We start from the raw sequence: 22,707 nt of genomic DNA on the forward strand, positions 1-22,707 counted from the left end.
ACACGGCAGCCGCCGGACTCAAAGACAAGAACGGCGAGGCCGGCCCAGGCGTTCCCGCGCAGCAGCAGAACGCCGCGGACCGACCACCGAGCCACCCAGGTCCGCTACTGACCCACTTCCACGGAGATGTGCGGCGCCAGCGCGCGCAGAAGCTCCGAGGCGTCGAAGATCTCCCCCGCCGAGGCGACGCCGACCGTGCGGGTCCGGCCGGTGAGGATGCGGTGGACCGCTTCCACCGCGAGGGGCGCGGTGACGGCGTAGATGTCCTGGCCCCGCGCCACGGCGTGCCGTTCGGTGTCGCCGGAGCGGACGACGACGTCGACGAGGAAGGTCTGGTCGGAGCGGCCGTGCTCGTCGACCGCGGACGGTGCCGGGGTGTCCGGGGCGGCCAGGTCCCCGGCCGCCTCGACCGTCATGTAGGTGCGTACCTCGGGGATGGTCAGATGGCTGGGGATCGTGACGACGTCGGCCATCGTGAACTCCCCGATGACGGCCCGGGTGCCCATCGGGTCGGGGAAGGGCCACTTCAGGGTGGGCAGGGCGTCGCTGTGGTACTGCAGTTGCCCGTTGGTGTAGCGGACGCGTCGGCCGTTGCGCCGCTCCCCGGAGATCCTGCCCGCCTCGCGGGTCCCGGGCGTGGGGTGCCAGCTGTTCAGGCCGTACGCGATGTGCGCCTCGTCGGCCGTCGTCCAGTCGCCCATCGCCGCGGTGACCAGCAGGTCGCCGAGGCCGCCGTAGAAGGCCATCGCGGGGACGATCACCGCTCCGGCGGCGCGGGCGCGGTCCGAGAAGTGGGCGAACGTGTCGGCGTTGGCCTCGATCTCGGCCGCGACGTCCACGTACGGGATCCCGGCGCGCAGGGCCGCCTCGATCACGGGCGCGGCGGTCGTGGCGAAGGGCCCGGCGCAGTTGATCACCGCCGCCGTACCGGCCAGGGCCCGGTCGAGCGAGGCCGCGTCGTCGACCGACGCCGGCCGGACGTCGAGCCCGGGGCCGTAGGCCGCCGCCAGCTCCCCCAGCCGGCCGGCGTCACGGCCGGAGAGCACCGGCACGAACCCGCGCTCCAGCAACCGCGCCACCACGAACCGCCCGGTGTGCCCGTACGCACCGAACACCGCCACCATCTGCCCCGACCCCGCTTCGATTCCCATACGGACATCCTGCCGAGGCCGGGCACTCCACCGTGAGTGTCCGGAACGACACGCCCCATACAATTACGGACATGAGCAGGAGCTGGAGCAGGAGCAGCAACACGGCCGCGGACCCGGCATGAGTGCAGACATGGGCACTGTCGCGCTGGCCGTCACCGACGGGATGCTGCACTTCGAACTGTCCGTGGCGTACGAGGTGTTCGACTCCGCGCCGGTGGGCGTGGCGGGCCCCTGGTACGACGTGGCCGTCTGCGGGTCGGCCGCCGTGCAGGTCGGACGGTTCCGCCTCGACCCCGACCACGGGCTCGACCGGCTCCGCAGCGCCGACACCGTGATCGTCCCGGCCTGGGCGGACGTGGACGAGGACCCGCCCGCCGACCTGGTCGACGCGGTACGGGCCGCCCACGAGGCGGGCGCGCGGGTGGCCTCCCTCTGCACGGGCGCGTTCGTGCTGGCCGCGGCCGGTCTGCTGGACGGGCGGCGCGCGACCACGCACTGGGCACACACCGACGTCCTGGCCGCCCGTTACCCGAAGGTGGAGGTCGATCCGGACGTGCTCTACGTGGACAACGGCAGCGTGCTCACCTCCGCGGGCAAGGCCGCCGCGCTGGACCTGTGCCTGCACCTGGTGCGCCTCGACCGCGGCTCGTCGGTGGCCAACGCCGTCGCCCGGCGCTTGGTCGTGCCGCCCCACCGGGCGGGCGGCCAGGCCCAGTTCGTCGCCGCCCCGGTGCCCGCGCGGGACGACCACCCGCTCGCCGATCTGCTCCCCTGGGCCGTCGACCGCCTCGACCAGCCACTGACCGTGGAGGACCTGGCCCGCCAGGCACGCATGAGCTCCCGCAACCTGGGCCGCCACTTCAGAGCGGCAACCGGCACCACCCCGCTCCAGTGGCTCCTCACCCAGCGCATCCGCCGCGCCCAGGAACTCCTGGAGACCACCGACACCGGCATCGACGCCATCGCCACGGCCACCGGCATGGGCACCGCCACCACCCTGCGCCGCCACTTCAACCGCACGATCGGCGTCCCCCCGGACACGTACCGCCGCACGTTCCGCTCGGGATCCCCGCGACCGTGATACTAATACCGGTATAAGTATTGGGCAGCGCTGTATGGCGCCGCAGGACATCACATTGCGTTGCATTGCGTCGCACGGCAGGGAGTCACGACACATGGTGGAGATCAAGACGGACACGGCACTGGAGGCGATGCGGGAGGCGGGGCGCGTCGTGGCCCACGCACTCGCGGCCGCCCGCGCGGCGGCGGCTGTGGGAGTTCGCCTGCGCGAGCTAGACGAAGCCGCCCGCACCGTTCTCAGCGAGGCCGGAGCGAGCTCTCCGTTCCTGGGCTACCAGCCCTCCTTCGCCCCGGTCCCCTTCCCCGCCGTGCTCTGCGTGTCCGTGAACGACGCCGTCTCGCACGGCATCCCCGGCGACTACCGCCTGCGCGACGGCGACCTGGTCAGCGTCGACTGCGGAGCCGAACTCGACGGCTGGACCGGCGACGCCGCGATCAGCTTCATCGTCGGCACCCCGCGCCCCGCCGACCTCGAACTCATCGCCGCCACCCAGCAGGCCCTGGACGCGGGCATCGCCGCCGCCACCGTCGGTCATCGCATCGGCGACATCTCCCATGCCATCAGCACGGTCGCCCGCAAGGCCGCCTGCGGCATGCCGTCCGACTTCGGCGGCCACGGCATCGGCCGCCAGATGCACGAGGACCCCCACGTCCCCAACCACGGACGCCCGGGCCGCGGCTTCCCCCTGCGCCACGGACTCGCCCTCGCCATCGAGCCCATGCTCATGGCCGGAGGCCACAACGACTACCTCACCGACCCCGACGGATGGACCCTGCGCACGATCGACGGCAGCCAGGCCGCCCACTTCGAACACACCATCGCCATCACGGAGTCCGGCCCCCGCATCCTCACCCTGCCCTGACAAGGGGCGGCAGCCTCGGCGGCGTACGAAAGGGGCCCGGGACGCCAAGTCCCGGGCCACCCTCGCGTCTTCAGTGGGGCGAGGTCAGGAAAGAACCCCGGCCCCCGTCGTGCCCGACAGCTCCGCAGGCAGGCTGTTCGCCGAGGTCTGGAGGCCCGCTGTCAGGGTCGGCGTCCAGTTCACCGTCGTCTTCAGCTTCTTCGAGTTCGCCGCGTTGTACGCGGCGACGAGGTCCGTGGACTTGCCGTTGACGAGGTTGCCGGTACCGGCGACCGAGCCCGTGCCGTCGCCGCTCAGGAGCTTGGCGACGTTCGCGCCGGACGGGACGGTCCAGGAGTTGCGCTCGGCGACGACCTGGGCCTTGGCCCGGGAGTCGAGGCTGTACTTGGGGGCGTAGCCGTTGAGGGTCGTCGTGTCGTACACGTTGTTGTAGAGGTGGATCTGGCCGATGCGAGCCAGCGGGGCGCGCTGGGTGATGCCCTTCCACACGTTGTGGTGGATGGAGACGCGCAGCTTGCCGACACTGTCGGTGTCGCTGCTGCCGATCAGCATCGTCTTGTCGTGGTTGGTGAACTGGTTGCGCTCGACGGTCACCAGGTCCGAGCCGTTGGTGATGTCGAGGGCGCCGTCGTGGATCTGGTACTTGCGGCCGAAGTGGGTCGGCTCGGACTTGTCGAAGAACGGCGCGTCGCTGAACGTGTTGTGGTCCGCCCAGACGTGGGTCGCGCCGCGCAGCGTCACCGAGTCGTAGTTGGAGTTCCACTCGCCCGAGGAACCGTCCGTCGGGTCCCACTGCGGGAAGCAGTCCTCGGTGGCGGTGAGCGAGAGGTTGCGGATGATGACGTTGTCGACGTCCTGCACCTGCAGACTCCCGCCGGTGATACCGGCCTTGGTGCCCGGGACGCCCACGACGGTGGTGTTGGCCGGGACCCGGAAAACGATGTTCTTCTTCTGCTTGGCCTGGGCTGCCGCGCGGGCCTTCTCCTGCGTGCCCGCGGGCGCCTTCTTGCCGTACGTGGCCGGGTCGAACGCCTTCAGGTACGCGGACAGCGAGTACCCCGTGCCGGAGGCGTAGTCGGCGCAGGTCAGCTTCTTGCCCGCGTCGTCCGTGTTGGCGTCGATCGTGCCCTTGACCTGGATGATCCTCGGCGTGGTGTCGGTCGCCGAGCCGAGCGCCTTCACCAGCTGGGCGCGGGTGCTGACGGTGAAGGTGTGCGCGGAGTCGGCCTTCGAACCGCCGGTCGTGCCCGAACCGGACGCCGCCCAGCCGTCCTTGGCGGGCAGGGCCTGGTGCGCCAGGTCGACCACACCCGCGTTCGCGTTCATCACGAAGGGGACGGCGCCGAGACCCGCGGCCGCCACGGCGGCGACGGAGAGGAGCACGGTGCGCCGCTTGCGGAGGGACCTGCGGTGGGAGGGGGATGCCACGGATGAGTCCTTACGTGGTTCTTGTGGGGCTCGTGCGTTGTGTGGAGCCCCTGTGAACGGGGTTCCGACTCATCTGTGGTCGCGGCGACCGGAAAGGTTGCCCTCTTCTTTCAGACCACCCCCTAGGACACAGCCGGCCCCGTGACGAACCGTCCATTCGCGTCGTACGGCCAGACATTGGGCTTGCAGCCGAGCATCCCCTTGATCTGCTGCATCATCGCCGGGGCCGGCTTCCCCGCTCCCGGGCACGTCACATGGCCGTGGCCGAGGAAGTGGCCGACCTCGTGGTTGATGATCAGCGCGCGGTACGCGTCCACGTCGGCGGCGTAGACCGGCGTCGCCAGCAGCCACCGCTTGAGGTTGACCACAACGTCCTTGCCCACGTTGCAGTTGACCTCGCCCCGCGTGTTCAGGCCGTACTTGCCGCAGATGGCGTCCACCGTCCCCGGCGTGGCGAGCCGTACGACGAAGTCGGCCGTACCGCTGGAGACACGACGGAAGCCCGAGCGGCCGTCGGCCGTCCAGCCGCGCGGGTCGGCGAGGATGCCCTCCACCTGCTCGGCGACATCGGCGGCCGACTGCGTGAGGCCGTCCTCGACGACGACCTTGTAGCTCAGGACCCGGCCACCCTTCCCCCCGACGGTCCCGCTCGTGCCGCCGGCGGTGGCGAACGTGCCGGGACCCGAGGCCGGGATCTCGGGCGCGGAGGAGGACGAGGAGGCGGAGGGGCTGCCCTTTCCGGACGGCTCGGCGTCGGCCTTCCCGCCGGCCTTCTCGTCGGGCTTCCCACTCGCCTCGGCCGACTCCGTTGCGCCGCTCGGTTCCGGTGTCGGGTCCGGCGACGGAACGGACGGCGAGGAGGAGGCGGATCCGTCGGCGGCGTCGGAGGACGAGGACGTCGTCCAGTTCACGGCCACAGCGGCGGCGATCACCAACGCGACCAGCGCCGCCAGGCCGCCGAGTAACGGACCCTTGCTCTTCCGGCCGCGCCCGCCCGAACCCCCGCCGGACCGCCCGCGTCCATCGGATTGCGCGGAGCCTCCGCGACGACGCCGGGACGGTCGGGAGGCGGAGGATCCCCTGGTCGAGGACGGCTTCGCGCTACGGGCAGTCGTGTTCATGGTCATCAAGAGTGAGTACGGCATGTAATGGGATATCGCTCAGCCGATAACGAAGAGATAACGGTCGATCATCTGTCCGACCTATGTGATCGTCCCGTAACAGTTCCCCCGCCGACGCCGGTAGCTGCCTCAACTCCCCAGAGCCGTACGGATACTGAGCACATGCCACGCGTCCTGCTGATCGAAGACGACCGCGCCGTACGGGAGGGCGTCCGGCTCGCACTGCGCCGCCAGGGGCACGACGTCACCGCCGCCGGAACCGGCGAGGAGGGGCTGGCCCTGCTGCGGACCTTCCGGCCGGACGTCGTCGTGCTCGACCTGATGCTGCCCGGCCTCAGCGGTCTCGAGGTGTGCCGCCGGATCCGTACCGAGGACCAGGTGCCGATCGTCATGGCGACCGCCCGGGGCGACGACACGGACATCGTGGTCGGTCTTGAGGCCGGGGCGGACGACTACGTCGTCAAGCCGGTGCAGGCACGCGTGCTCGACGCCCGTATCCGCGCGGTCCTGCGCCGGGTCGGCGCCGCGCCCAACCCCGACGGCATACCGAAGATCGAGTCCCACGGCGACGACGGCGAACTGACCATCGACCGGGCCGGGTTGGCCATCACCCGGCGGGGCGTGCCCGTCGCCCTCGCCCCGTCCGAACTGCGGCTCCTGCTGACCCTCTCCGCCTCGCCCGGCCAGGTGTTCTCCCGGCAGCAGCTGCTGGAGGCGGTCTGGGAGCACAGCTACCACGGCGACTCCCGGCTGGTGGACGCGTGCGTCAAGCGGCTGCGCACCAAGATGGGCGAGCCCGCGGGCCGCCCGCGCTACATCCAGACCGTCCGCGGCTTCGGCTACCGGTTCCAGTCCCGGTGAGCGGTACCTGGATACGTACCTGTACCTGGGTACGTACCTGGATGCGCGGGTCGGCCGGACGCGGACCGGTGACCCGGTGAAGCGACCGCTGCGCGGGCTGCGCGGCCGGCTGCTCATCGCCTTCGTGCTGCTCACCGCCGTCGCCACCCTCACCACCGGCGCCCTCACCTTGCGCGAGGCCCGTATCGCCGTGCTCCAGCAGAGCCAGGACACCGTCATCAAACGGCTGCGGGCACACGTCGACGGCCTGGCACCCGGCATCGCCTACCCACCGACCCAGAGCGACCTGGCGTGGGTCGCCCAGGAGGTCGCCGCCGCCGAACCGGCCCAGAACTGGCGGGTGTTGGCCACCTACCGCGGCCTGCGGGCCACCTCCAGACCACAGGACACGTTCACCGAGCTGACGGCCGACATGCGGTCGGCCGTGGGCTCCCGGCGGGCCGCCGTGTTCCAGCGGGTGAGGGCGGACGGCCGCTCCTCGCTCGTCGTCGGCCTGCCGGTCACCTTCGCCGAGCCCGCCGAACGCCCCGCGTCCGGGGTCGCGGTCTTCCTGACCGTGCCCCAGACCGGCGAACAGGGGTACGTGGACGCCCTGGTGACCGCCATCGGACGCGCCGTCGTGCCCGCCCTCGGCCTCGCCGTCCTGCTCGCCCTGCTGGCCGCCCGCGGGGTGCTGCGCCCGGTTCGCGAACTGCGCCGGGCCACCCGGAGCATCGCCGAGGGCCACCTGGACACCCGGCTCGCCGTCAACGGCTCCGACGAACTCGCCGATCTGTCGCACACGTTCAACGAGACCGCCGCCGCGCTCGAGGAGTCCGTGGCCGAGCTGCGCCGCATGGAGGCCCGTGCCCGCCGTTTCGTCGCGGACGTCTCGCACGAACTGCGCACCCCGCTGGCCGCGATGTCGGCCGTCACCGACGTCCTGGACGAGGACGCGGACCGGCTCGACCCGGACACCGCGATGGCCGTACGCCTCATCAGCGGGGAGACCGTGAAGCTGGCCCGGCTCGTGGGCGACCTGATGGAGATCTCCCGCTTCGACGCGGGCGCGGCCGGCCTGCAACTGGACGACCTCGACCTCGCGGAGTCCCTGCGGCGCACCCTCGCCGCCCGCGGCTGGCAGGACACGGTGGACACCCTGCTGCCCGGGCCCGGCGAACTGCGCGGCCGGGTCGACCCCCGCCGCCTCGACGTGGCCGTCGCCAACCTGGTCGGCAACGCGCTGCGGCACGGCGCATGCCCCGTACAACTGCGCCTGTACGCAAGGGAGATGCCGGACCCAGCCGCCGACGACGACGGCACGGTGTGGGCCGTCATCGAGGTGACGGACAGCGGTCCCGGCATTCCGGCGGACGTCCTGCCGCATGTCTTCGACCGCTTCTACAAGTCGGACACCGCCAGGACCCGGTCGGAGGGCAGCGGCCTCGGACTCTCGATCACGGCGGAGAACGTCCGGCTGCACGGCGGTACGGTCCGGGCGGCGAACCGGGCGGAGGGTGACGGGGCGGAGACCGGCGGCGCGGTGTTCACGGTCGAGATCCCCCTGGGCCGGGAGGAGCCGGAGGAGAAGGAAGAGCCGGAGGAGAAGGAGGTACGGGAGACATGAGTTGGCGCATCGGACGTGGGCAGCGGGCGGTGCGGGCCGGGCTTTCGCTCACGGCCGCCGCGTTGCTGCTCTCATCCTGCGGGATTCCCTCGACCGGTGTGGTGGAGGCGGGCGAGGCGGCCACCGGCATACGGCCGGCCTACGTCCTCTACTTCGTCAGGCAGGACACCCTGCTCGGCGTACGCAGCCAGGTCCCCGGCACCTTCGACATCGGGACGGCGGTGGAACTGCTGTTCCGGGGGCCGGACGCCCTGCTCGCCCGCAAGGGCCTGACCACGGAACTTCCGCGGCGGGCGGCCCCGGTGAAGGTCAGGGCGGACGGGGCGCGGGTGTCGGTCGAACTGCCCCGGGGCACCGAGCCCCTGACCAGAACGGCCCTCGCCCAGCTGACGTGCACGATCGCCGCCGCCCGCGTCGTCGTGGACGCGGGCTCCAGGTCCAGTTCCGGCTCGACACAGGTGACCGTGACGATCCCCGGCGTCAGGCAGGCCGAGGGCTCCGGCGAGACGTGCCCCGGGTCCGCGACCGCGGAGTGACCGGGGTGCCGCGCGCGCCCGGCGGTAGCCCTGCGCGCGCGGCGAACCAGGCAGGTGTCAGGAACCCTGCGAAACGCTGTTCGGGTCAACCGGGGCCACCAGTTCACCCTTCTCGCGGGTGGTGTTCGCGAGGTTGTCGTCGTCCGGAGTGGTCAGCTTGTTCCACTCCTCGTCCCAGATGAACTCGTCGTCGTCCCTGTTGCCGTGCGTCTCGTAGACGCGGCCCTTCGTGGTCAGCACCTTGATCCAGGCGTCGTTCCCGACGGTCGAGACGCTGATGGTGATGGAGCAGGCGTTCTTGGGGAAGTTGTCCTCGTCACTGATCTCTTCCCAGCTGTACTCGCCGAACGGGGACTGGTCCCGAATTCCGGCGTATGCCTTGCCGTCACTCAGCACCGCGCTGAGCTCCATGCCCCGCAGGGGGTTCATGATCGAGTCGATGTCCGAGCACTCCTGCTTGTCGCGGTCCCGGTCCTCGCACTTCTCGTGGAGCGGTCCGCCGGGGGTCTGGGCCTTCCCCTCCGGCTGGTACTTCTCGTGGTGCCCGTTCTCCTTCTCCTTCTTGCAGTCGTCGGTCGACGGGTCCGCCACGACGCTGCCGGCGGACGGGGTGACCGAGGCCGACGCGGGAGTCGCGACGCCGGCGAAGACGAGAGCGAGCGAGGCAACAGCCCCGCCGGTCAGCCACACGCCACGGGCGGCGAAGGGGCTCAGGGAGGACCTTGTCCTGAGTTCAGGACTCATGCATTGCTCCTTTGATCCGAAGGTACAGATGTGCGAGTGCACCGGAAGCGAGTTCGAGCTTCCTCTGCAAACATCGGGTCGCGGACGCAACGACTGAAGGACTTCTCCGTACGATCAACACATCAGCCGACACGCGAAACTCCAATGGGTTCCTGCGCGAAAGCGAATCGGAAACCGGACACTCGGCAAGCCGCAGCAAGGCGGACGGGGTCGCGTACGGACGGTCTCCCGGGTCGAGCCGCCAGGAGTGGTGTTGCCGTGAAGCCGCCGATCTGCCTCGGCACGATCGTGAGGCATGACCGTGAGGACGACCGTCGGAAACGAGTCGAACAAGGCGAACGTCTCGAACACACCTTGCGTCCGCCCGACGTCCGACCCGAGTCCGAGGGCTGTTACGGTGGCCCCGCCTGTGGCATGTCCACGATTCATCCGTATGGTTTCGCCATGGCAGTCCCCGAGGTCATCCCGATCGCCTACGAGCCGCGCCACCGCACCGAGGCCATCGGTCACTACGCGGAGGGGCAGTTCCTGGGGTCGATCACGTACGCGTTCCCCGAGGGGTACCGTCCCGACGACGGCTGGGAAGAGCACAAACGTCTCTACGCGGTGCTCCACACCTTCGACGCCGAGGGCCGGTACCGGGACTCGGACATCTGGTGTGCCGGCACGTGGGCGGAGCAGCAGCGCGCCCCGGAGGGCCAGGACTCGGTTCTCGCCCGGGCCCAGGCCCACCTGGCCAAACTCCTCAGGAGCCTCCCCCGGCGCCGCTACACGGACATCGCGATCCGCCCTTTCCGGCTCACCGTCGACGGCGTGCTGTTCGGCATGCTGACCGGCGAGGACGAAGGGGAGCCCTGGGCCGAGCTCTACCCGGACCGGCTGGGCTTCGGCCCACCTTGGGACGGGCTGTACGAGACCTGATCCGGCGCCGCCGCGCCGCCGCGGGTTCGACCGGTCCGCCGGACGGGGTGCCCCGACCCGGCCCTAGCTCATCTGTGCCTTGACGTGGTCGATGACCTCGTTGAACTCCTTAGTCGGCGAGAAGTCGACGTACTCGCAGTCCTCGAGCGCCTCCGGTACGTGGCCGGGCGCCCAGTAGAAGGCCTGCCCCGCCTCGTAGATCTCGCTGCCCGCGCTGGTGCGCATCCTGAGCCGCCCCTTGAGGAGATATCCCCAGTGGGGGCACTGGCACTGGTCGTCGGGCAGGCCCTTCACCGCCGGCGCCATGTCCGTCCCCTCGGGGAGGCTCGCGAAGGCGACGCTCATGCCTCCGCCGACTTCCTGCATGCGCAGTTCCACACCATTGCCTTCGATGGCGACGGGTGTGTCGTTCCGCGTGGTTGCCGTCATGATTCCTCCATGGCCGGTCCGCTGCGGGGTCTCGGGATCCGCGTCTCGGGAATCTCCGCTCATGGGATTCCCGGCGTCTCGGGAATCTCCGCCTCCTTCCAGTCTCGCCCCGGGGGCCACGGAGTGCGACAGCTCGCCTATCGCCGCCCGCCCCCGAAGCCTCCCTCCGGTGCCTCGCCCGCCGTCACCGTGGCGATCCGCTCGGCCGAGCCCAGGGTGCCCGAGGCGGCCAGACCTCCCGTACCGGTACCGGACTTCGTGCCGCCCGAGTGGATCTCGTACTCCTCTCCGCTCTTCACCGCGGAGGACGAGTACACGACGTTCTGGATCGACTTCGAGGTGACGTACGTGGCGACGACCTTGCCGCCGGAGTCGACGACGTGGAGGGTCGTGCCGGCCGGGACCGACGAGTCGAGGGTGGCGGAGAGCCAGCCCTGCTCGGAGTCGGTGGACGGGGCGACGGCCATGCCCGCGCTGCCGGCGGCCAGCAGGACTCCGCCGCTGATGCCGAAGTCGCCGTTGACATCGAGGGCACCGTTGCCACCTTGCTGCGGGCCGTTGACGACGACCGTGCCGCCGGTGATCTCGGCGGTGCCGTTGGAGTCGAGCCCGTCGCCCTCGGAGTCGACGACCAGGGTGCCGCCGCTGACGGTGAGCTTGTAGTCACCGACGCTCTCACCGCCACCGCCGCCACCCGGGCCTCCGCCGAAGCCGCCACCGCCCCCTCCGCCCGAGGAGCTGGTACCGCCCGCCGCGTTGATCCCGTCGTCGCTGGACCGGATGTCCACCGTGCCGCCGTTCACGGAGATGTCGGCGCCCTCGACGCCCTCGACGGCGGACGTGACCTTCAACGTCCCCTTGTCGACGGTCAGATCACCCTCCGCGTGGACCCCGTCGTCGCCGCTCGCGGCAGTCACCTTCGCCCCGTTGACGTGAACAGCACCATCACTGTGGACGGCGTCGTCGGAGGCGTCCACAGCGACGGTTCCGCCCTCCAGGACGTTGATCACGCCCGCCTTCAGCCCCTTCGTGGACGCGTCGTCCGAGGGCTGCGTACCGCTGCCGCCGCCGCTCTCGACGGTCAGCGTGCCGCCGGTCGCCACCAGGTCGGTGGCCGCGTCGACCCCGTCGCCCTTGGCGGTCACCTTCACCGTGCCGTCGCCGACGGCGACGTAACCGGAGTCCTTGTCCTCGGAGTTGTCGGCCTTGAGCCCGTCGCCACCGGCCGTGACGGTCACCGAACCGCCCTCGACGATCAGGTAGTCCTTGCCGCGGATGCCGTCGTCCGCGGCATCGACCACGATCGTGCCGGAGGCGATCACCAGACCGTCCGTGCTCGCGATCCCGTCGTTGCCGTTGCCGCGCACGGTGAGCTTCCCGTCGCCCGTGAGGGTGAGGTCGGCGGCGCTGTGAAGCGCGGCATCGGCTTCGACATCATCGGCGTACGAGTCGGCGTCACCGAGGGTGTTCTCGCTGCCGTCGGCGAGGATCACGACGGCCTCGTCCGCCTCGGTGACGTCGATCGCCGCGCCGGAGGAGTGGGAGATCTTCGCCCCGTCGAGCACCAACTTCACGTCCTGATCAGGGGCGTTGACGACGATCTGCCCGTCGGAGAGGGTGCCGCTGATGCGGTAGGTACCACCGGCGGTGATGGTCACGGTGGCCCCCTTGGCGGTCGCCCCGTCCCCGTCCACGGAGGCCGAGTCGCCCTTGAGCCGGACCGCGACGGCGTCCGACTCGTCCCACTCGGCGTCGGAGTCCCCGGCGTGCGACTCCTTGTTGTCGGCGAGCACGGCGGCGGCGTCCTGGCCCCCGTCCACGGCGGCCGCGGACCCGCTGGAACCTGATCCGGCGGACGAGGAGCCGTCGGAGTCGGATTCGCTGCCGGAAGAACACCCGGCGAGCGCGGCCGTGGCGAGCGCCATCGAGGCGAGGGCACCGGCGGCCTTCGTACGAAACCGTCGTGCCCTCTTCGGAGGCGTGCTCGGCTGGGTGTTGAGGTAGGGCTTCATGCTGGTCTCCCGTCGAGCGCGGTCGGAAAGTGGCGCCGCAGTACGGGCAGCCAGCGGTTGGAGGGCAGGTCGGGGCGCAGGGCGGCGAGCCCGGTGCCGTACTTCGACACGGGACAGGGCCGGTGCTTCAGCGACCAGAGCAGCCGGTCGGCCCCCGAGCCCGCCCGGCCCGCCTTCGTCTCGACGATGGCCCGGTCCGGAGTACGCAGCGCGGTCCCGTCGGGCAGTGCCCAGGTCAGATCGGTGTCGATGGTCAGCCGGCTCCCGGTGGCCGGGAGGAAGAGGGTCGTACGCCGGTAGTACGTGGTCAGCGCCGGTACGAAGCGCAGGCGCCCGGAGTTGATCCCGACCTCGGCGAGCACGGTGTCGGCGTAGGCCCGGGCGCCCGGGCCGAGTCTCCGAACATCCCCCTCGTACGGGATGCGCTGTTTGACGGTGGTGCCGCGCGGGCCACGCGTCTTGACCTCGAAGAAGTGCTGACCGGAGTCGATGTAGGTACGAATCCGGAGCTTGAACCGCCGCCGCCGATGCCGGGCCGCGCCCAGATACCCGTCCATCTCCGGGGTGTCGAAGTAGACGGACCGGTACGCGAACTCCCGCGCGCCGTCCACGTCCAGGACCCGCGTGTCCTCGTCGAGGCCGCCGAGCACGAGGGGCAGATCGGCGACCGGCAGCATGTACTTGCGGTCCAGCCGGGTCAGCAGCGAGGCCTGCGCGACGAGTTCGTCGAGCCCGATGGCCGGCAGCGCGCCGACCACGCGCCCAACCGACTCGGACTCGGACTCGAACCCGAGGGCTGTCATGCCCGTACTCCGCGCCCGCGGGGGGAGTCGTCGGTACGGGGGCTGCCCTCCCGGGGCTTGGTCACTGCGGCCCGGGAGGCGTTGGGGACCACATACCGGACCTCGACGAGCGTCGTGTCGTTGACGAGGTCGATGCCCTTGACGGACAGGTTCAACACCCGCCCGCCCAGGAGGACTTCGAGGTGGGAGCTCAGGGCCTCCTCGTCGGTATACGCGGAGTCCAGGCGCAGCTCCCGCTGCCGGTGGCGCGGGAACAGCCGGGGATGGTCACCGGCGTACAGCGTGGTCACGACGAGCACCATCAGCCCGGTGTGCAGAAGGTCGAGGGACTCGGACAGCCCGGTCAGCAGCCCGAGCGCCAACGCCGAGAAGTAGTAGGCGATCTCGTGCTGCGCGATCTCGTACGACCGCAGCCTGATGATCGACAGAACCCCGAAGAGCCCCATCCCCATCCCGATCCCGACCGAAGTCGACCCGAGCACCATCGCCACGGCGAGCACCCCGACATTGACCCCGAGAAACGCGGCGACCAGGTCCCGCCGGTGATGCCGCGGGAAGTAGACCGCGAAGGTGAGGAGGGAGATGGCGACGAGATCGGCGCCAACGAGAAGCAACCGGTCCATGTCAGCGGTCTCCCTGGGATCTGCCGTCGACTGCGACGAATGCGATGACTTCGATGGCTGCGCTCATGGTGACGACGATCGGGGGTCTGCCTGTGGGATCCCTTTGGGTTTCCTTAAGCAGGGTTGAGAAGTACGCCCGGGAAACCAGGGGTGAACTCAACGCCAAGGACGGCGTGTTGTGTACGAATTCCGCCCTGATCCGATCACTTGGGGCGTTGCCCTGTTGATGACACAGAGTGGTGGCTAAAGTCGCTGGTGCGAGCGGCCGAGAGGCCGTTGAACGGCAGCCGTCACGGGGGCGATGGGCATGGCGGAGCGGCTTCTGCTGGATGTGGACGAAGACGGCCGGGTGAGCGTGTCCGCGTGGCGGGCCGGTGAGGCGCTTCCCAATCGGGCTGGAGATCCGGTCCCGCTGGTGTGGCCGCTGGACGGACCGGCGCTGGAGGAGTTGCGCTGGTATCTGGAGGACTACCTGCGGGCACCGTTCGGCGTGTACGGCGAGCGCGGGCCACGGGTGGAGGCCCAGTTCCCGAAGTGGGGCGCCCAGGTCTTCGAGGCGGTGTTCGGTTCCGGTCCGGCGCGTGATGCGTACACGCGGGCGCGGGCACGGGGTGGCCCGGTCGAGATCGTCGTCCGGTCGGGAACGGCCAAGCACCTGGGGCTGCCATGGGAACTGATGGCCGACCCGGAGCGGCCCACACCGATCGCGCTCGACGACCAGGTGGTCGTGTCCCGCAGCCTGCCGACCGCGGCGCTGGGTGATGTGTTCACGGTCGGAGGCTCCCGGCTGCGCGTGTTGATGGTCATCTCACGGCCGTCCGGTACCGCCGACGTGGGCTACCAGATGATCGCCCGGCCGCTGCTGCGCCGCCTGGAGGCGGTACGGGGGCAGGTGGACCTGGTGGTACTGCGGCCACCGACGCTGGAGCACCTGGAGAGCGTGCTCGAAGAGGCGCGGGAGGCGGGGGAACCCTTCCAGATCGTGCACTTCGACGGGCATGGGGTGTTCGGACAGGCGCCGGGTGGTGGGGGTGCCGGGGGCGGGTGGCCGTCGTCGGTCATGTTCAACGGGCCCGGCCCGCAGGGAATGCTGGCGTTCGAGAAGGCGACGGGCGGCTCGGACCTGGTACCCGCCGGGCGCGTGGCGCAGGTGCTGAAGAAGTCCCAGGTGCCGGTGGTCGTCCTCAACGCCTGCCAGTCGGCGGTGCTGGGCTCACAGCTCGAAGCGGCGGTCGCGACGCGGTTGCTTCAGGAGGGCGCCGGTGCGGTGGTGGCGATGGCGTACAGCGTGTACGCGGTCGCGGCGGCGGAGTTCATGACGGCGTTCTACGAGCGGTTGTTCGCCGGGGATCTGCTGTCTGCGGCGGTGTCGGCGGGGCGCCAGCGTTTGGACCGGCATCCGCTGCGGCCGTCTCCGAAAGGGTTGATGCGGCTGGCGGACTGGGTAGTGCCGGTCGTTTATACGCGGACTGACGTGCACTTTGCCGGGTTGCGCACCGGTCGCGGTCAACAGGAGTCTTTGGATCAGCTGTTGGACCGGATGCGGGAACAGCCTGCTGCCGATACCGCCGACGCCGGGGAAGTGGACTCGGAATCAGCACTGACAGCCGTGGGCGAGTTCACCGGCCGGGATGCGCTGCTCTACACGCTGGATACGGCGGCCCGACTGGACCGTGTTGTGGTGCTGTACGGGCCCGGGGGGACCGGCAAGACGGAGTTGGCCAAAGCGTTCGGGCGGTGGTGGCGCGACACCGGTGCGCTGGACGATGGGCGCGGGGTGATCTGGCACTCGTTCGAGCCCGGAGTGGCGAGCTTCGGCCTGGATGGGGTGATCAACAGCATCGGACTGGGGCTGTTCGGAGCGCAGTTCGCCCTCTTGGACCAGGAAAAGCGCCAAAGCCTCGTGGAGAAGACACTTGTCACTCATCGCCTACTGCTGATCTGGGACAACTTCGAATCCGTCCACACCCTCCCCGATCCCACCCACGCCACCCAGCCTCTGACCGAACCTGAGCGCGAGGAACTGCGCGGCTTCTTGGACCGAATCGCCGCCAAAGGCAAGAGCGCGATCATCGTGACCAGCCGCACCCCGGAGAACTGGCTCGGCGCCGAGCGACGGCGGATCGAGGTGGGCGGCCTGGAAACCGACGAGGCCAACGAATACGCGGAACAGCTTCTGTCCTCCTATCCGGACACCAAGCCGCACCGGGAGTCGAAGGCGTTCGGTGAGCTGATGCAGTGGCTCGACGGACACCCGCTCAGCATGCGGCTGATCCTTCCTCGCCTGGACAGCACGGCTCCGCGGGACCTGCTGGCCGGCCTCCAGGGCACCACACCGTTGGCTGACACCGACGGCGGCGACCGCACCACGTCGCTATCCGCCAGCATCGCGTATTCCTTCACACACCTGTCGGCCGCGGACCAGCACGCTCTTACTGTGGTCAGCCTCTTCCATGGGGTTGTTGATGCTGACGTGTTGAGCCAATTCTCGACACTGCCCGATGTTCCGGAGTGGTATCAGGGCCGCACCCCCTCCGAGTGGGCGCAGGTCTTGGAGCGGGCGACGGAGGTGGGGCTGCTGACATCTCTGGGCGCGGGTATGTACCGCATTCATCCGGCCCTGCCCGCCTATCTGACCTCTTTCTGGCAGACCCTGGCTCTTGGCCGCCACCAAGAGCTGCGCAGAGCTGCCGAACTCGCCCTCCTCGACGCATACGCCTCCTTCGGCGGATGGCTGCTCCGGCAGATTCAGAGCGGGGACGCCCAGTTGGCCATGGTGGTGATCCACCTCCAACGGAGGACTCTGGGGAGCCTGCTTGGTTACGCGCTCGACCACGGCCTGTGGGGCCAGGCACAGGGCATTGCCCAGCCGCTGGACGAGTACTGGGACGCGCGAGGACTCGTGGAGGAGGCCCGTGCATGGGTCAACCGCGCGCGAGTGGCCGTGGAAGACTCCGAGGGCAACGCGCCCGACCTGAACTCCTCCGTCGGCGCGCTGTGGCTGTTCCTAACGGGCTCTCAAGCGAACCGACAAGTCAGGGCCGGCCAACTCGGCCAAGCCGAACGCACACACAGAGACATCCTCCACGCCCTACAGCTACAACCGGCCACCTCGAAACAGCGCAGCCGTCTTGCCGTCGTCTATCACCAGCTCGGTGAGATCGCCCAGGAACGAGGTCGACTGGACGAAGCCGAAGACTGGTACCGCCAATCCCTCACCATCAAAGAAGACCTCGGCAACCGATCCGGCATGGCCACCACCTACCACCAGCTCGGCAGGGTCGCCCAAGGACGAGGTCGACTGGACGAAGCCGAAGACTGGTACCGCCAATCCCTCACCATCAACGAAGACCTCGGCAACCGACCCAGCATGGCCATGACCTACCACCAACTCGGCACAGTCGCCCAAGAACGAGGCCGACTCGACGAAGCCGAAGACCGGTACCGCCAATCCCTCACCATCAAAGAAGACCTCGGCAACCGACCCGGCATGGCCACCACCTACCACCAGCTCGGCAGGGTCGCCCAAGGACGAGGTCGACTGGACGAAGCCGAAGACTGGTACCGCCAATCCCTCACCATCAACGAAGACCTCGGCAACCGACCCAGCATGGCCGTCATCTACCACCAGCTCGGCAGGGTCGCCCAAGAACGAGGTCGACTGGACGAAGCCGAAGACTGGTACCGCCAATCCCTCACCATCAAAGAAGACCTCGGCAACCGACCCGGCATGGCCAGCTCCTACCACCAGCTCGGCAGGGTCGCCCAAGAACGAGGTCAACTGGACGAAGCCGAAGACCGGTACCGCCAATCCCTCACCATCGAAGAAAGCCTCGGCAACCGACCCGGCATGGCCATGACTTACGGGCAATTCAGTCTTCTGGCCGAGGAGCAGCAACAATCGGAGGAAGCTCTCAAGTGGATGGTCCAATGCGTCACCCAGTTTGAGCAGTTCCCTCATCCATCGACCGGCCCCGGCCCAGCCCACCTGAAGCGCATGACCAATTCCCTGGGAATCCGCGCCCTCGAACAGACCTGGCAGTCAGTCACCGGCAGCCCCCTGCCCATGCCCGTGCGCGACTTCGTCCTCGCAGAAGACCCACCCGCCACCGACTGAGCACCGCAAGGAGACCACCCATGGCCGACCCGGTCGAACTCGGCGCCCGAGCCGCGGCGAAGCGGCTGATCACGCCGCATGCCCCGGCGCTCACCACGGACGTGGAAGTCGCCCTCCACACCCGCGACACCACCACCCGCCCCGACCAGTACGTCGACCCCATCTCCCTCGGCGCCCTCATCGTGAGCATCGCCAGCCTCACCTGGACCGTCTACAACGACCTCAGGAAGAGCAGCCCCACGCCACCACCCGAGGCAGTCACCCGCCGCGTCCGCGTGCAGCTCGACCGGCTCGACACACCCCAGGCGGGGGTCAGCCCGGCAGAGCGCGAGCGCTGCATCGACATCACCATCGAGGAAACACTCAACAGCGCCCAGAACGGCGACGGGTCGACCTGATCAGCGGCCTCGCCGTGAGCGTTTTCGTCCGCCTCGACCTCGGCGAAACGCTCGGCCGCTCACCCCTTCACCCGATTCCGACACAGGCAGTTCGCCGATGAGGGCCGCGGTGTCGCCGGTACTCGGGCAGACCCAGACCGCGTAATCCCCGTCCCCCTCTTCCCCGGCTTCCACGGTCGCGGCCAGCGGGTGCTTGTCCGGGTGACTCGGGCACTGGGGCCAGACCGCCGGCTCGCCCTGCCCCCACAGTGCCTCCACCGCCCATTCCTGAACCTGGTCCGCGACATGGGCGAGCAGCATGGCGGGCCTGCCGTCCGGCTCCGCGTACACGCCCTGGCCGGAGCCGTCGGGAGCGTAGAGCATGACCCCGCGAAAGTCGTCGTCGTCCTTACGGATGCCCGGCTGTACGGGGCATTGCGCGCGCAGGTCTCGCAGGACGGTTTTCAGGGCGTACGTGAACTCCTCGTCGTCGTCCACGGTCAGGGGCGGTTCACCTGGAGGTGGTGGAGGAGGGCGGCGAGGCCGTGATGGGTGACGGGGAGTATTCGGTCGGGTTCGTCACTCTCGCGGAGGAGTGGCTCGCCGTTCACGGCGGCGAGTTCCACGCACTCGTTGCCGGGGCCACCACCGGAGAACGATGACTTCTGCCAGTTGAGGGGCTGCGCCATCGAGTGCCTCACAGTTCCTTCGCCAAACGGTGGATGAAGTCCCGGGACTTCACGGGGTCAAGCGATGCCGCCTCCACCTTACGAAAGAGCGTTCGCATGGCAAGGAGTTGGGAGGAGTCGTCCAGGAACGCGGTGCCGTAAGGGGTGTCCCGTTGCACCGTGTCCAGCGCGGGCACCTCACCGCCCGCGTAGAGCAGTGCCGTGCTCGCACCAGCGAAGCCATTGGTGTCGAAGGGAATCACGCGCACGGTGACGTTCGGTCGCTCCGACTGCCGCAGCACTTCTTCCAGTTGGTCCAGGGCCACGCGGCGGTCGGCAACTCGTGTACGCAGAACAGCTTCGTGAACCACAGCCTCATACTCGACCCCCCGGTCAGCGGCGAGTACCTGCCTACGTCGCATGCGGTGCTCAACCTGCGCTTCCAACTCGCTCTCCGGAGGCTCCGGGACCCAGTATGCGAACACTGCGCGCGCGTAGTCCTCGGTCTGCAGAAGCCCCGGCACATGCGCGGTGCCGATGACCTGCAGGAACCGAGCATGATGCTCCAACTCCGCCAGATCCAGGAACTCAGTGAGCAGCACTCCCCGATACTCCTCCCACCAGCCTCGCGTGCGATCGGTCGCCATCGCCACCAGGGCATCGATCAACGCCCCGTCCCCGCACTCGTAGAGAGCTGCGAGCCTGCGTAGGCGCTCTTCACTGACCCCCGACAACCCGGCCTCGACCTGGCTCATCTGCGCCGAGGTCGACGAGAGGACGCCCACGACCTCGCGGGCCGACATCCCCGCCGCGTCCCGCAGCTTGCGCAGCTCAGCCCCCAGTCGCACCTGCCGGGCGGTGGGCTGACTCCTCGGCGCCATGCGGCTCATCTCCTCAACAGCACTGCTCACAGGACTTCTTGAGCCCCTCGTTCGGGTGCCAGGTTACGCGAGGAGCTTGCGTAAGGAGAAAATCCTCCTCTACCGTCAGTGACGCGACGCACACACTGCGGAACCCCGGGACCCCGGAAGCGCACCGCCCCGCCATGCCACGACGGGAGCGACACAGCCACCGCCCGACGACCGTAACCCTCCCTCCCTGACCAGGAGTTCTGCATGCCCGCACTCAAAGAACCCTTCGGTGAACCGTGGCAGTACACCCTCTCCCTGCCCAACGACCCCCGGGCCGTCACGATCTGTCGCCGCACCCTCCGCCTGATCCTCACCCTCCACGGCCTGCCCCACCTCACGGACGTGGCCGAGCTGGTCGCGACGGAGCTCGTGGCCAACGCCGTACAGCACACGAAGGGCCCGGCGGCCATAAGGCTTCGCTGGGTGGCGCCGGTCCTCCGGATCGGCGTATGGGACACGGACCCCAGACCTCCCGCGCCCCCGGCCATGACGGCTACGCCGAATCCGGCCCTCGAATCGGGCCGCGGCCTCACCCTCGTGGAGGAGTGCACGGACAAGTGGGGTTGGTACTCCCTGGGCGCCGCGGCCCAACTACCCCACACCAACGGCAAGTTCGTGTGGTGCGAACTGGCTCAGACGGCGTGAAGGCCCCGCTCACCCCGACAAACGACTATCGGCGCGTACTTCTGTAGATGGCATCTACGTAGATTGAATCTACGTAGATGCCATCAACGTACTCAGGTGTCGCCTCACCGGGTCCGGACGGGATCTCGTTACGGGGTCTCGTTACGTCCGGACGTGATCTCTTTGGTTCCGGCGTTGGCCCGAGGGCGGAAGCCCCACGGACGGCAGGCCCGGGGGCGGGGCGATGCCCAGAGCCGTGCGGGCCGCTCGGACGTGGTGCATGCCCTCCAGGGCCGTGCGGGTCACCACCGCGTACTCGGCGGGGGTGCGGGCGGTGGCCAGCTGGTGGCGGGCGGTGCGGTGGCGTTCGGCGGCGGCCGAGAGTTCGCGGGCCGCGGTTCGGTCGGCGCGCGCCCCCGCGGTGAAGGCGGACAGGCTGCCGCCCAGCCGGACCACCCAGCGGTTGGCCTCGGCCTCCGCGTCCAGGTCGGACATGGCGCCCCCGCCGTTCGACCGCCGCTGTACGACGACCGCGGCCACCGCCCCGACGATCAGCAGCAGTGCGAGCAGCACGGCGAATCCCATGATCTCCTCCGGTGGTCTCCTCCGGCTCTGCCGGTCTTCTGCGGGAGGTTCTCATCCCGCATGACCCATGAGACTCCCTGCCGCTGTGCGTCTCCGACGAGAATCCTGTGCGCCACCTGATCAGGTGCCCGCTGATTCCCGATCCATTACCGCCGGGCGGACCTCAGCATGCCGCGCCCGTCGCCACCTGGCCCTTCACCGAGGCGGGCCCGGGGTCCCACTCCCCGGGCCCGCCTGTGATCAGTTCGCCTCGCCGAAGCGGACTACGAGGCCGAGGCGGAGGCGGACGTGGTCGCCGACGCGCCCGGCTGCACCGCGGCGTCCGTGCCCTCGTGGGTCGCGTCCGGGTCGACGCCCATGGTGATCGTGCCGAGGACGCCCTTCGCGATGCCGTTCTTCTTGTACTTGAGCTTGAGGAGACCACCGGCCGTGCCGGTCTGGTCGTAGATGGTGTCCTCGGTGAGCGTCGTGCGCTCGGTCGTCGACGTGGAGTACGGCTCGACCTCCGCCGAGGCGAGCACCGACTCCTCGTCGAAGAAGAACTGGCCGGTGTGGCAGGTGTTCCCGCCCTCGTAGCCGGCGTCCGTCCAGGTGCCGCTGACGTGCACCTTGGTGTGGATGTGGACGCAGCGGCCCTGGTACCAGCCCGGGAAGACCGTCTTGAAGGTGACGAAGCCCTGCTTGTCCGTCTTCCACGTGCCGCGCAGGTAGCGCTTGTCGTCGGTGGGCTCCTGGTGGCCGCCACCGCCGCCACCCGGCGGGGCACCGGTCGGCGTACCGGACGGAACGTCCGTGGGCGTTCCGCTGGGCGGCGTGCCCCCGCCACCACCGGAGGAGGAGTCCTCGTACCCGGAGTACAGACCCAGCGCGTCGCAGTGCCAGATGTCGACGGCGGCGTTTCTGATCGGCTTGCAGGTCTCGTTGTCGATCACCTTGAGACGCAGGGTGAGCGGGATGCCCTCCCGGTCCTCGGTGATGTCCTGGCGGAGCTTGTCCGCGTCGATGTAGTACGGGCCCTCGGTGGTCTCCGACGTGAGCTTGTAGCACGTCTCCGAGGAGGTGGAGGAGGCGGTCGGCGAGGCGCCCTTCGTCGTCTGACCGGCGTTCGCGGTCGCGGCGATCGTGCCGCCCACGCCCACCGCGGCGACTGCCGCGCCACCTGCCACGACGACCTTGCGGCGCGTCACGTTCCGCTTGTGTTTCGGACCCTGAGCTGTTTGGTTTCCTTGGATTCCCGTCATGGACAG

General features: G+C 69.5%; 22 protein-coding genes. 9 read left to right on the top strand and 13 right to left on the bottom strand.

The annotated features are described in order from the left end of the window. Positions 1-104: 104 nt before the first annotated feature. Positions 105-1,151 carry a saccharopine dehydrogenase family protein gene (locus tag ACN20J_RS24460; RefSeq protein ID WP_190230740.1) on the bottom strand — a complete coding sequence of 349 codons (1,047 nt, stop codon included), beginning with the start codon at positions 1,149-1,151 and terminating at the stop codon, positions 105-107. 130 nt (positions 1,152-1,281) lie between these two features. On the opposite strand from ACN20J_RS24460, the gene ACN20J_RS24465 reads away from it, so the two are divergent. Together ACN20J_RS24465 and map are read left to right on the top strand one after the other, a co-directional pair. After that, the gene (locus ACN20J_RS24465; RefSeq protein ID WP_190230915.1) at positions 1,282-2,232 is read left to right on the top strand and encodes a helix-turn-helix domain-containing protein; all 951 of its coding nucleotides are present in this window, start codon (positions 1,282-1,284) and stop codon (positions 2,230-2,232) included. Between the two features lie 94 nt (positions 2,233-2,326). Further along, entirely contained in the window at positions 2,327-3,094 is a 768-nt protein-coding gene (gene map, locus ACN20J_RS24470) for a type I methionyl aminopeptidase (RefSeq protein ID WP_361911742.1), read from the top strand. Positions 3,095-3,178: 84 nt separating this feature from the next. Here the strand turns inward: map and ACN20J_RS24475 are convergent, their stop codons facing one another. Together ACN20J_RS24475 and ACN20J_RS24480 are read right to left on the bottom strand one after the other, a co-directional pair. Then, positions 3,179-4,522: a pectate lyase family protein gene (locus ACN20J_RS24475; RefSeq protein ID WP_419666808.1), complete on the bottom strand. Its 1,344-nt coding sequence runs from the start codon at positions 4,520-4,522 to the stop codon at positions 3,179-3,181. Positions 4,523-4,644: 122 nt separating this feature from the next. Further along, entirely contained in the window at positions 4,645-5,454 is an 810-nt protein-coding gene (locus ACN20J_RS24480; protein WP_259333698.1) for a DUF3152 domain-containing protein, read from the bottom strand. A 351-nt stretch (positions 5,455-5,805) separates the two neighbouring features. Here ACN20J_RS24480 and ACN20J_RS24485 point away from each other — a divergent pair, with 351 nt between their 5' ends. The 3 genes from ACN20J_RS24485 (at position 5,806) to ACN20J_RS24495 (ending at position 8,646) form a co-directional block, all read left to right on the top strand. Continuing rightward, positions 5,806-6,504 carry a response regulator transcription factor gene (locus ACN20J_RS24485; RefSeq protein WP_189841428.1) on the top strand — a complete coding sequence of 233 codons (699 nt, stop codon included), beginning with the start codon at positions 5,806-5,808 and terminating at the stop codon, positions 6,502-6,504. Positions 6,505-6,580: 76 nt separating this feature from the next. After that, positions 6,581-8,110 carry a sensor histidine kinase gene (locus ACN20J_RS24490; protein WP_419666809.1) on the top strand — a complete coding sequence of 510 codons (1,530 nt, stop codon included), beginning with the start codon at positions 6,581-6,583 and terminating at the stop codon, positions 8,108-8,110. Beyond that, entirely contained in the window at positions 8,107-8,646 is a 540-nt protein-coding gene (locus tag ACN20J_RS24495) for a hypothetical protein (protein ID WP_361911757.1), read from the top strand. Before ACN20J_RS24490 ends, ACN20J_RS24495 begins: the two co-directional genes overlap by 4 nt. Before the next feature lie 57 nt (positions 8,647-8,703). On the opposite strand, the gene ACN20J_RS24500 is transcribed toward ACN20J_RS24495, so the two are convergent. Next, complete coding sequence (locus tag ACN20J_RS24500; RefSeq protein ID WP_190230748.1) at positions 8,704-9,390, bottom strand: hypothetical protein; 687 nt, start codon at positions 9,388-9,390, stop codon at positions 8,704-8,706. Positions 9,391-9,834: 444 nt separating this feature from the next. Here ACN20J_RS24500 and ACN20J_RS24505 point away from each other — a divergent pair, with 444 nt between their 5' ends. Further along, positions 9,835-10,311 carry a hypothetical protein gene (locus tag ACN20J_RS24505; protein WP_190230749.1) on the top strand — a complete coding sequence of 159 codons (477 nt, stop codon included), beginning with the start codon at positions 9,835-9,837 and terminating at the stop codon, positions 10,309-10,311. Positions 10,312-10,374: 63 nt separating this feature from the next. Here ACN20J_RS24505 and ACN20J_RS24510 read toward each other — a convergent pair whose 3' ends face one another. The 4 genes from ACN20J_RS24510 to ACN20J_RS24525 all read right to left on the bottom strand — a co-directional run bounded on the left by ACN20J_RS24510 (position 10,375) and on the right by ACN20J_RS24525 (position 14,178). Then, complete coding sequence (locus ACN20J_RS24510) at positions 10,375-10,740, bottom strand: hypothetical protein (protein ID WP_189841433.1); 366 nt, start codon at positions 10,738-10,740, stop codon at positions 10,375-10,377. Between the two features lie 137 nt (positions 10,741-10,877). Next, complete coding sequence (locus tag ACN20J_RS24515) at positions 10,878-12,752, bottom strand: carbohydrate-binding domain-containing protein (RefSeq protein ID WP_419666810.1); 1,875 nt, start codon at positions 12,750-12,752, stop codon at positions 10,878-10,880. Continuing rightward, positions 12,749-13,555 carry a polyphosphate polymerase domain-containing protein gene (locus ACN20J_RS24520; protein WP_419666811.1) on the bottom strand — a complete coding sequence of 269 codons (807 nt, stop codon included), beginning with the start codon at positions 13,553-13,555 and terminating at the stop codon, positions 12,749-12,751. The genes ACN20J_RS24515 and ACN20J_RS24520 overlap by 4 nt, the downstream gene beginning before the upstream one ends. Then, on the bottom strand, positions 13,552-14,178 hold the full coding sequence (locus ACN20J_RS24525) for a DUF4956 domain-containing protein (RefSeq protein WP_419666812.1): 627 nt from the start codon (positions 14,176-14,178) through the stop codon (positions 13,552-13,554). Before ACN20J_RS24525 ends, ACN20J_RS24520 begins: the two co-directional genes overlap by 4 nt. Before the next feature lie 307 nt (positions 14,179-14,485). Here ACN20J_RS24525 and ACN20J_RS24530 point away from each other — a divergent pair, with 307 nt between their 5' ends. Further along, positions 14,486-18,295: a tetratricopeptide repeat protein gene (locus tag ACN20J_RS24530; RefSeq protein ID WP_419666813.1), complete on the top strand. Its 3,810-nt coding sequence runs from the start codon at positions 14,486-14,488 to the stop codon at positions 18,293-18,295. Positions 18,296-18,315: 20 nt separating this feature from the next. Continuing rightward, the gene (locus tag ACN20J_RS24535) at positions 18,316-18,693 is read left to right on the top strand and encodes a hypothetical protein (protein ID WP_419666814.1); all 378 of its coding nucleotides are present in this window, start codon (positions 18,316-18,318) and stop codon (positions 18,691-18,693) included. Here ACN20J_RS24535 and ACN20J_RS24540 read toward each other — a convergent pair whose 3' ends face one another. From ACN20J_RS24540 to ACN20J_RS24550, 3 genes are read right to left on the bottom strand one after another with little or no spacing between them, the layout of a single operon-like run. After that, positions 18,694-19,170, bottom strand: coding sequence for a hypothetical protein (locus ACN20J_RS24540; protein WP_419666815.1), 477 nt, complete (start codon positions 19,168-19,170; stop codon positions 18,694-18,696). A gap of 2 nt (positions 19,171-19,172) precedes the next feature. After that, positions 19,173-19,361, bottom strand: a complete 189-nt coding sequence (locus tag ACN20J_RS24545) for a DUF397 domain-containing protein (protein ID WP_419666816.1) — start codon at positions 19,359-19,361, stop codon at positions 19,173-19,175. 8 nt (positions 19,362-19,369) lie between these two features. Then, positions 19,370-20,221 carry a helix-turn-helix domain-containing protein gene (locus tag ACN20J_RS24550; protein ID WP_419668947.1) on the bottom strand — a complete coding sequence of 284 codons (852 nt, stop codon included), beginning with the start codon at positions 20,219-20,221 and terminating at the stop codon, positions 19,370-19,372. A gap of 234 nt (positions 20,222-20,455) precedes the next feature. On the opposite strand from ACN20J_RS24550, the gene ACN20J_RS24555 reads away from it, so the two are divergent. Then, the gene (locus tag ACN20J_RS24555) at positions 20,456-20,896 is read left to right on the top strand and encodes an ATP-binding protein (protein WP_419666817.1); all 441 of its coding nucleotides are present in this window, start codon (positions 20,456-20,458) and stop codon (positions 20,894-20,896) included. A 141-nt stretch (positions 20,897-21,037) separates the two neighbouring features. On the opposite strand, the gene ACN20J_RS24560 is transcribed toward ACN20J_RS24555, so the two are convergent. Both ACN20J_RS24560 and ACN20J_RS24565 read right to left on the bottom strand, forming a co-directional pair. Beyond that, positions 21,038-21,460, bottom strand: coding sequence for a hypothetical protein (locus ACN20J_RS24560; RefSeq protein WP_419666818.1), 423 nt, complete (start codon positions 21,458-21,460; stop codon positions 21,038-21,040). A gap of 263 nt (positions 21,461-21,723) precedes the next feature. Further along, positions 21,724-22,701, bottom strand: coding sequence for an intradiol ring-cleavage dioxygenase (locus tag ACN20J_RS24565; RefSeq protein WP_361988673.1), 978 nt, complete (start codon positions 22,699-22,701; stop codon positions 21,724-21,726). Positions 22,702-22,707: the final 6 nt, after the last annotated feature.

The sequence above is a fragment of the Streptomyces sp. 2-1 genome, assembly GCF_048564895.1.
Taxonomy (GTDB): Bacteria; Actinomycetota; Actinomycetes; order Streptomycetales; family Streptomycetaceae; genus Streptomyces; species Streptomyces phaeochromogenes.

Coding starts and splice junctions, on each gene's coding strand:
- ACN20J_RS24510 (WP_189841433.1), bottom strand. CDS start 10,740: ATGACGGCAACCACGCGGAACGACACACCCGTCGCCATCGAAGGCAAT.
- ACN20J_RS24530 (WP_419666813.1), top strand. CDS start 14,486: ATGGCGGAGCGGCTTCTGCTGGATGTGGACGAAGACGGCCGGGTGAGC.
- ACN20J_RS24560 (WP_419666818.1), bottom strand. CDS start 21,460: ATGGGATTCGCCGTGCTGCTCGCACTGCTGCTGATCGTCGGGGCGGTG.
- ACN20J_RS24515 (WP_419666810.1), bottom strand. CDS start 12,752: ATGAAGCCCTACCTCAACACCCAGCCGAGCACGCCTCCGAAGAGGGCA.
- ACN20J_RS24505 (WP_190230749.1), top strand. CDS start 9,835: ATGGCAGTCCCCGAGGTCATCCCGATCGCCTACGAGCCGCGCCACCGC.
- ACN20J_RS24550 (WP_419668947.1), bottom strand. CDS start 20,221: ATGGCGCCGAGGAGTCAGCCCACCGCCCGGCAGGTGCGACTGGGGGCT.
- ACN20J_RS24495 (WP_361911757.1), top strand. CDS start 8,107: ATGAGTTGGCGCATCGGACGTGGGCAGCGGGCGGTGCGGGCCGGGCTT.
- ACN20J_RS24485 (WP_189841428.1), top strand. CDS start 5,806: ATGCCACGCGTCCTGCTGATCGAAGACGACCGCGCCGTACGGGAGGGC.
- ACN20J_RS24545 (WP_419666816.1), bottom strand. CDS start 19,361: ATGGCGCAGCCCCTCAACTGGCAGAAGTCATCGTTCTCCGGTGGTGGC.
- ACN20J_RS24460 (WP_190230740.1), bottom strand. CDS start 1,151: ATGGGAATCGAAGCGGGGTCGGGGCAGATGGTGGCGGTGTTCGGTGCG.
- map (WP_361911742.1), top strand. CDS start 2,327: ATGGTGGAGATCAAGACGGACACGGCACTGGAGGCGATGCGGGAGGCG.
- ACN20J_RS24500 (WP_190230748.1), bottom strand. CDS start 9,390: ATGAGTCCTGAACTCAGGACAAGGTCCTCCCTGAGCCCCTTCGCCGCC.
- ACN20J_RS24525 (WP_419666812.1), bottom strand. CDS start 14,178: ATGGACCGGTTGCTTCTCGTTGGCGCCGATCTCGTCGCCATCTCCCTC.
- ACN20J_RS24555 (WP_419666817.1), top strand. CDS start 20,456: ATGCCCGCACTCAAAGAACCCTTCGGTGAACCGTGGCAGTACACCCTC.
- ACN20J_RS24535 (WP_419666814.1), top strand. CDS start 18,316: ATGGCCGACCCGGTCGAACTCGGCGCCCGAGCCGCGGCGAAGCGGCTG.
- ACN20J_RS24520 (WP_419666811.1), bottom strand. CDS start 13,555: ATGACAGCCCTCGGGTTCGAGTCCGAGTCCGAGTCGGTTGGGCGCGTG.
- ACN20J_RS24465 (WP_190230915.1), top strand. CDS start 1,282: ATGGGCACTGTCGCGCTGGCCGTCACCGACGGGATGCTGCACTTCGAA.
- ACN20J_RS24565 (WP_361988673.1), bottom strand. CDS start 22,701: ATGACGGGAATCCAAGGAAACCAAACAGCTCAGGGTCCGAAACACAAG.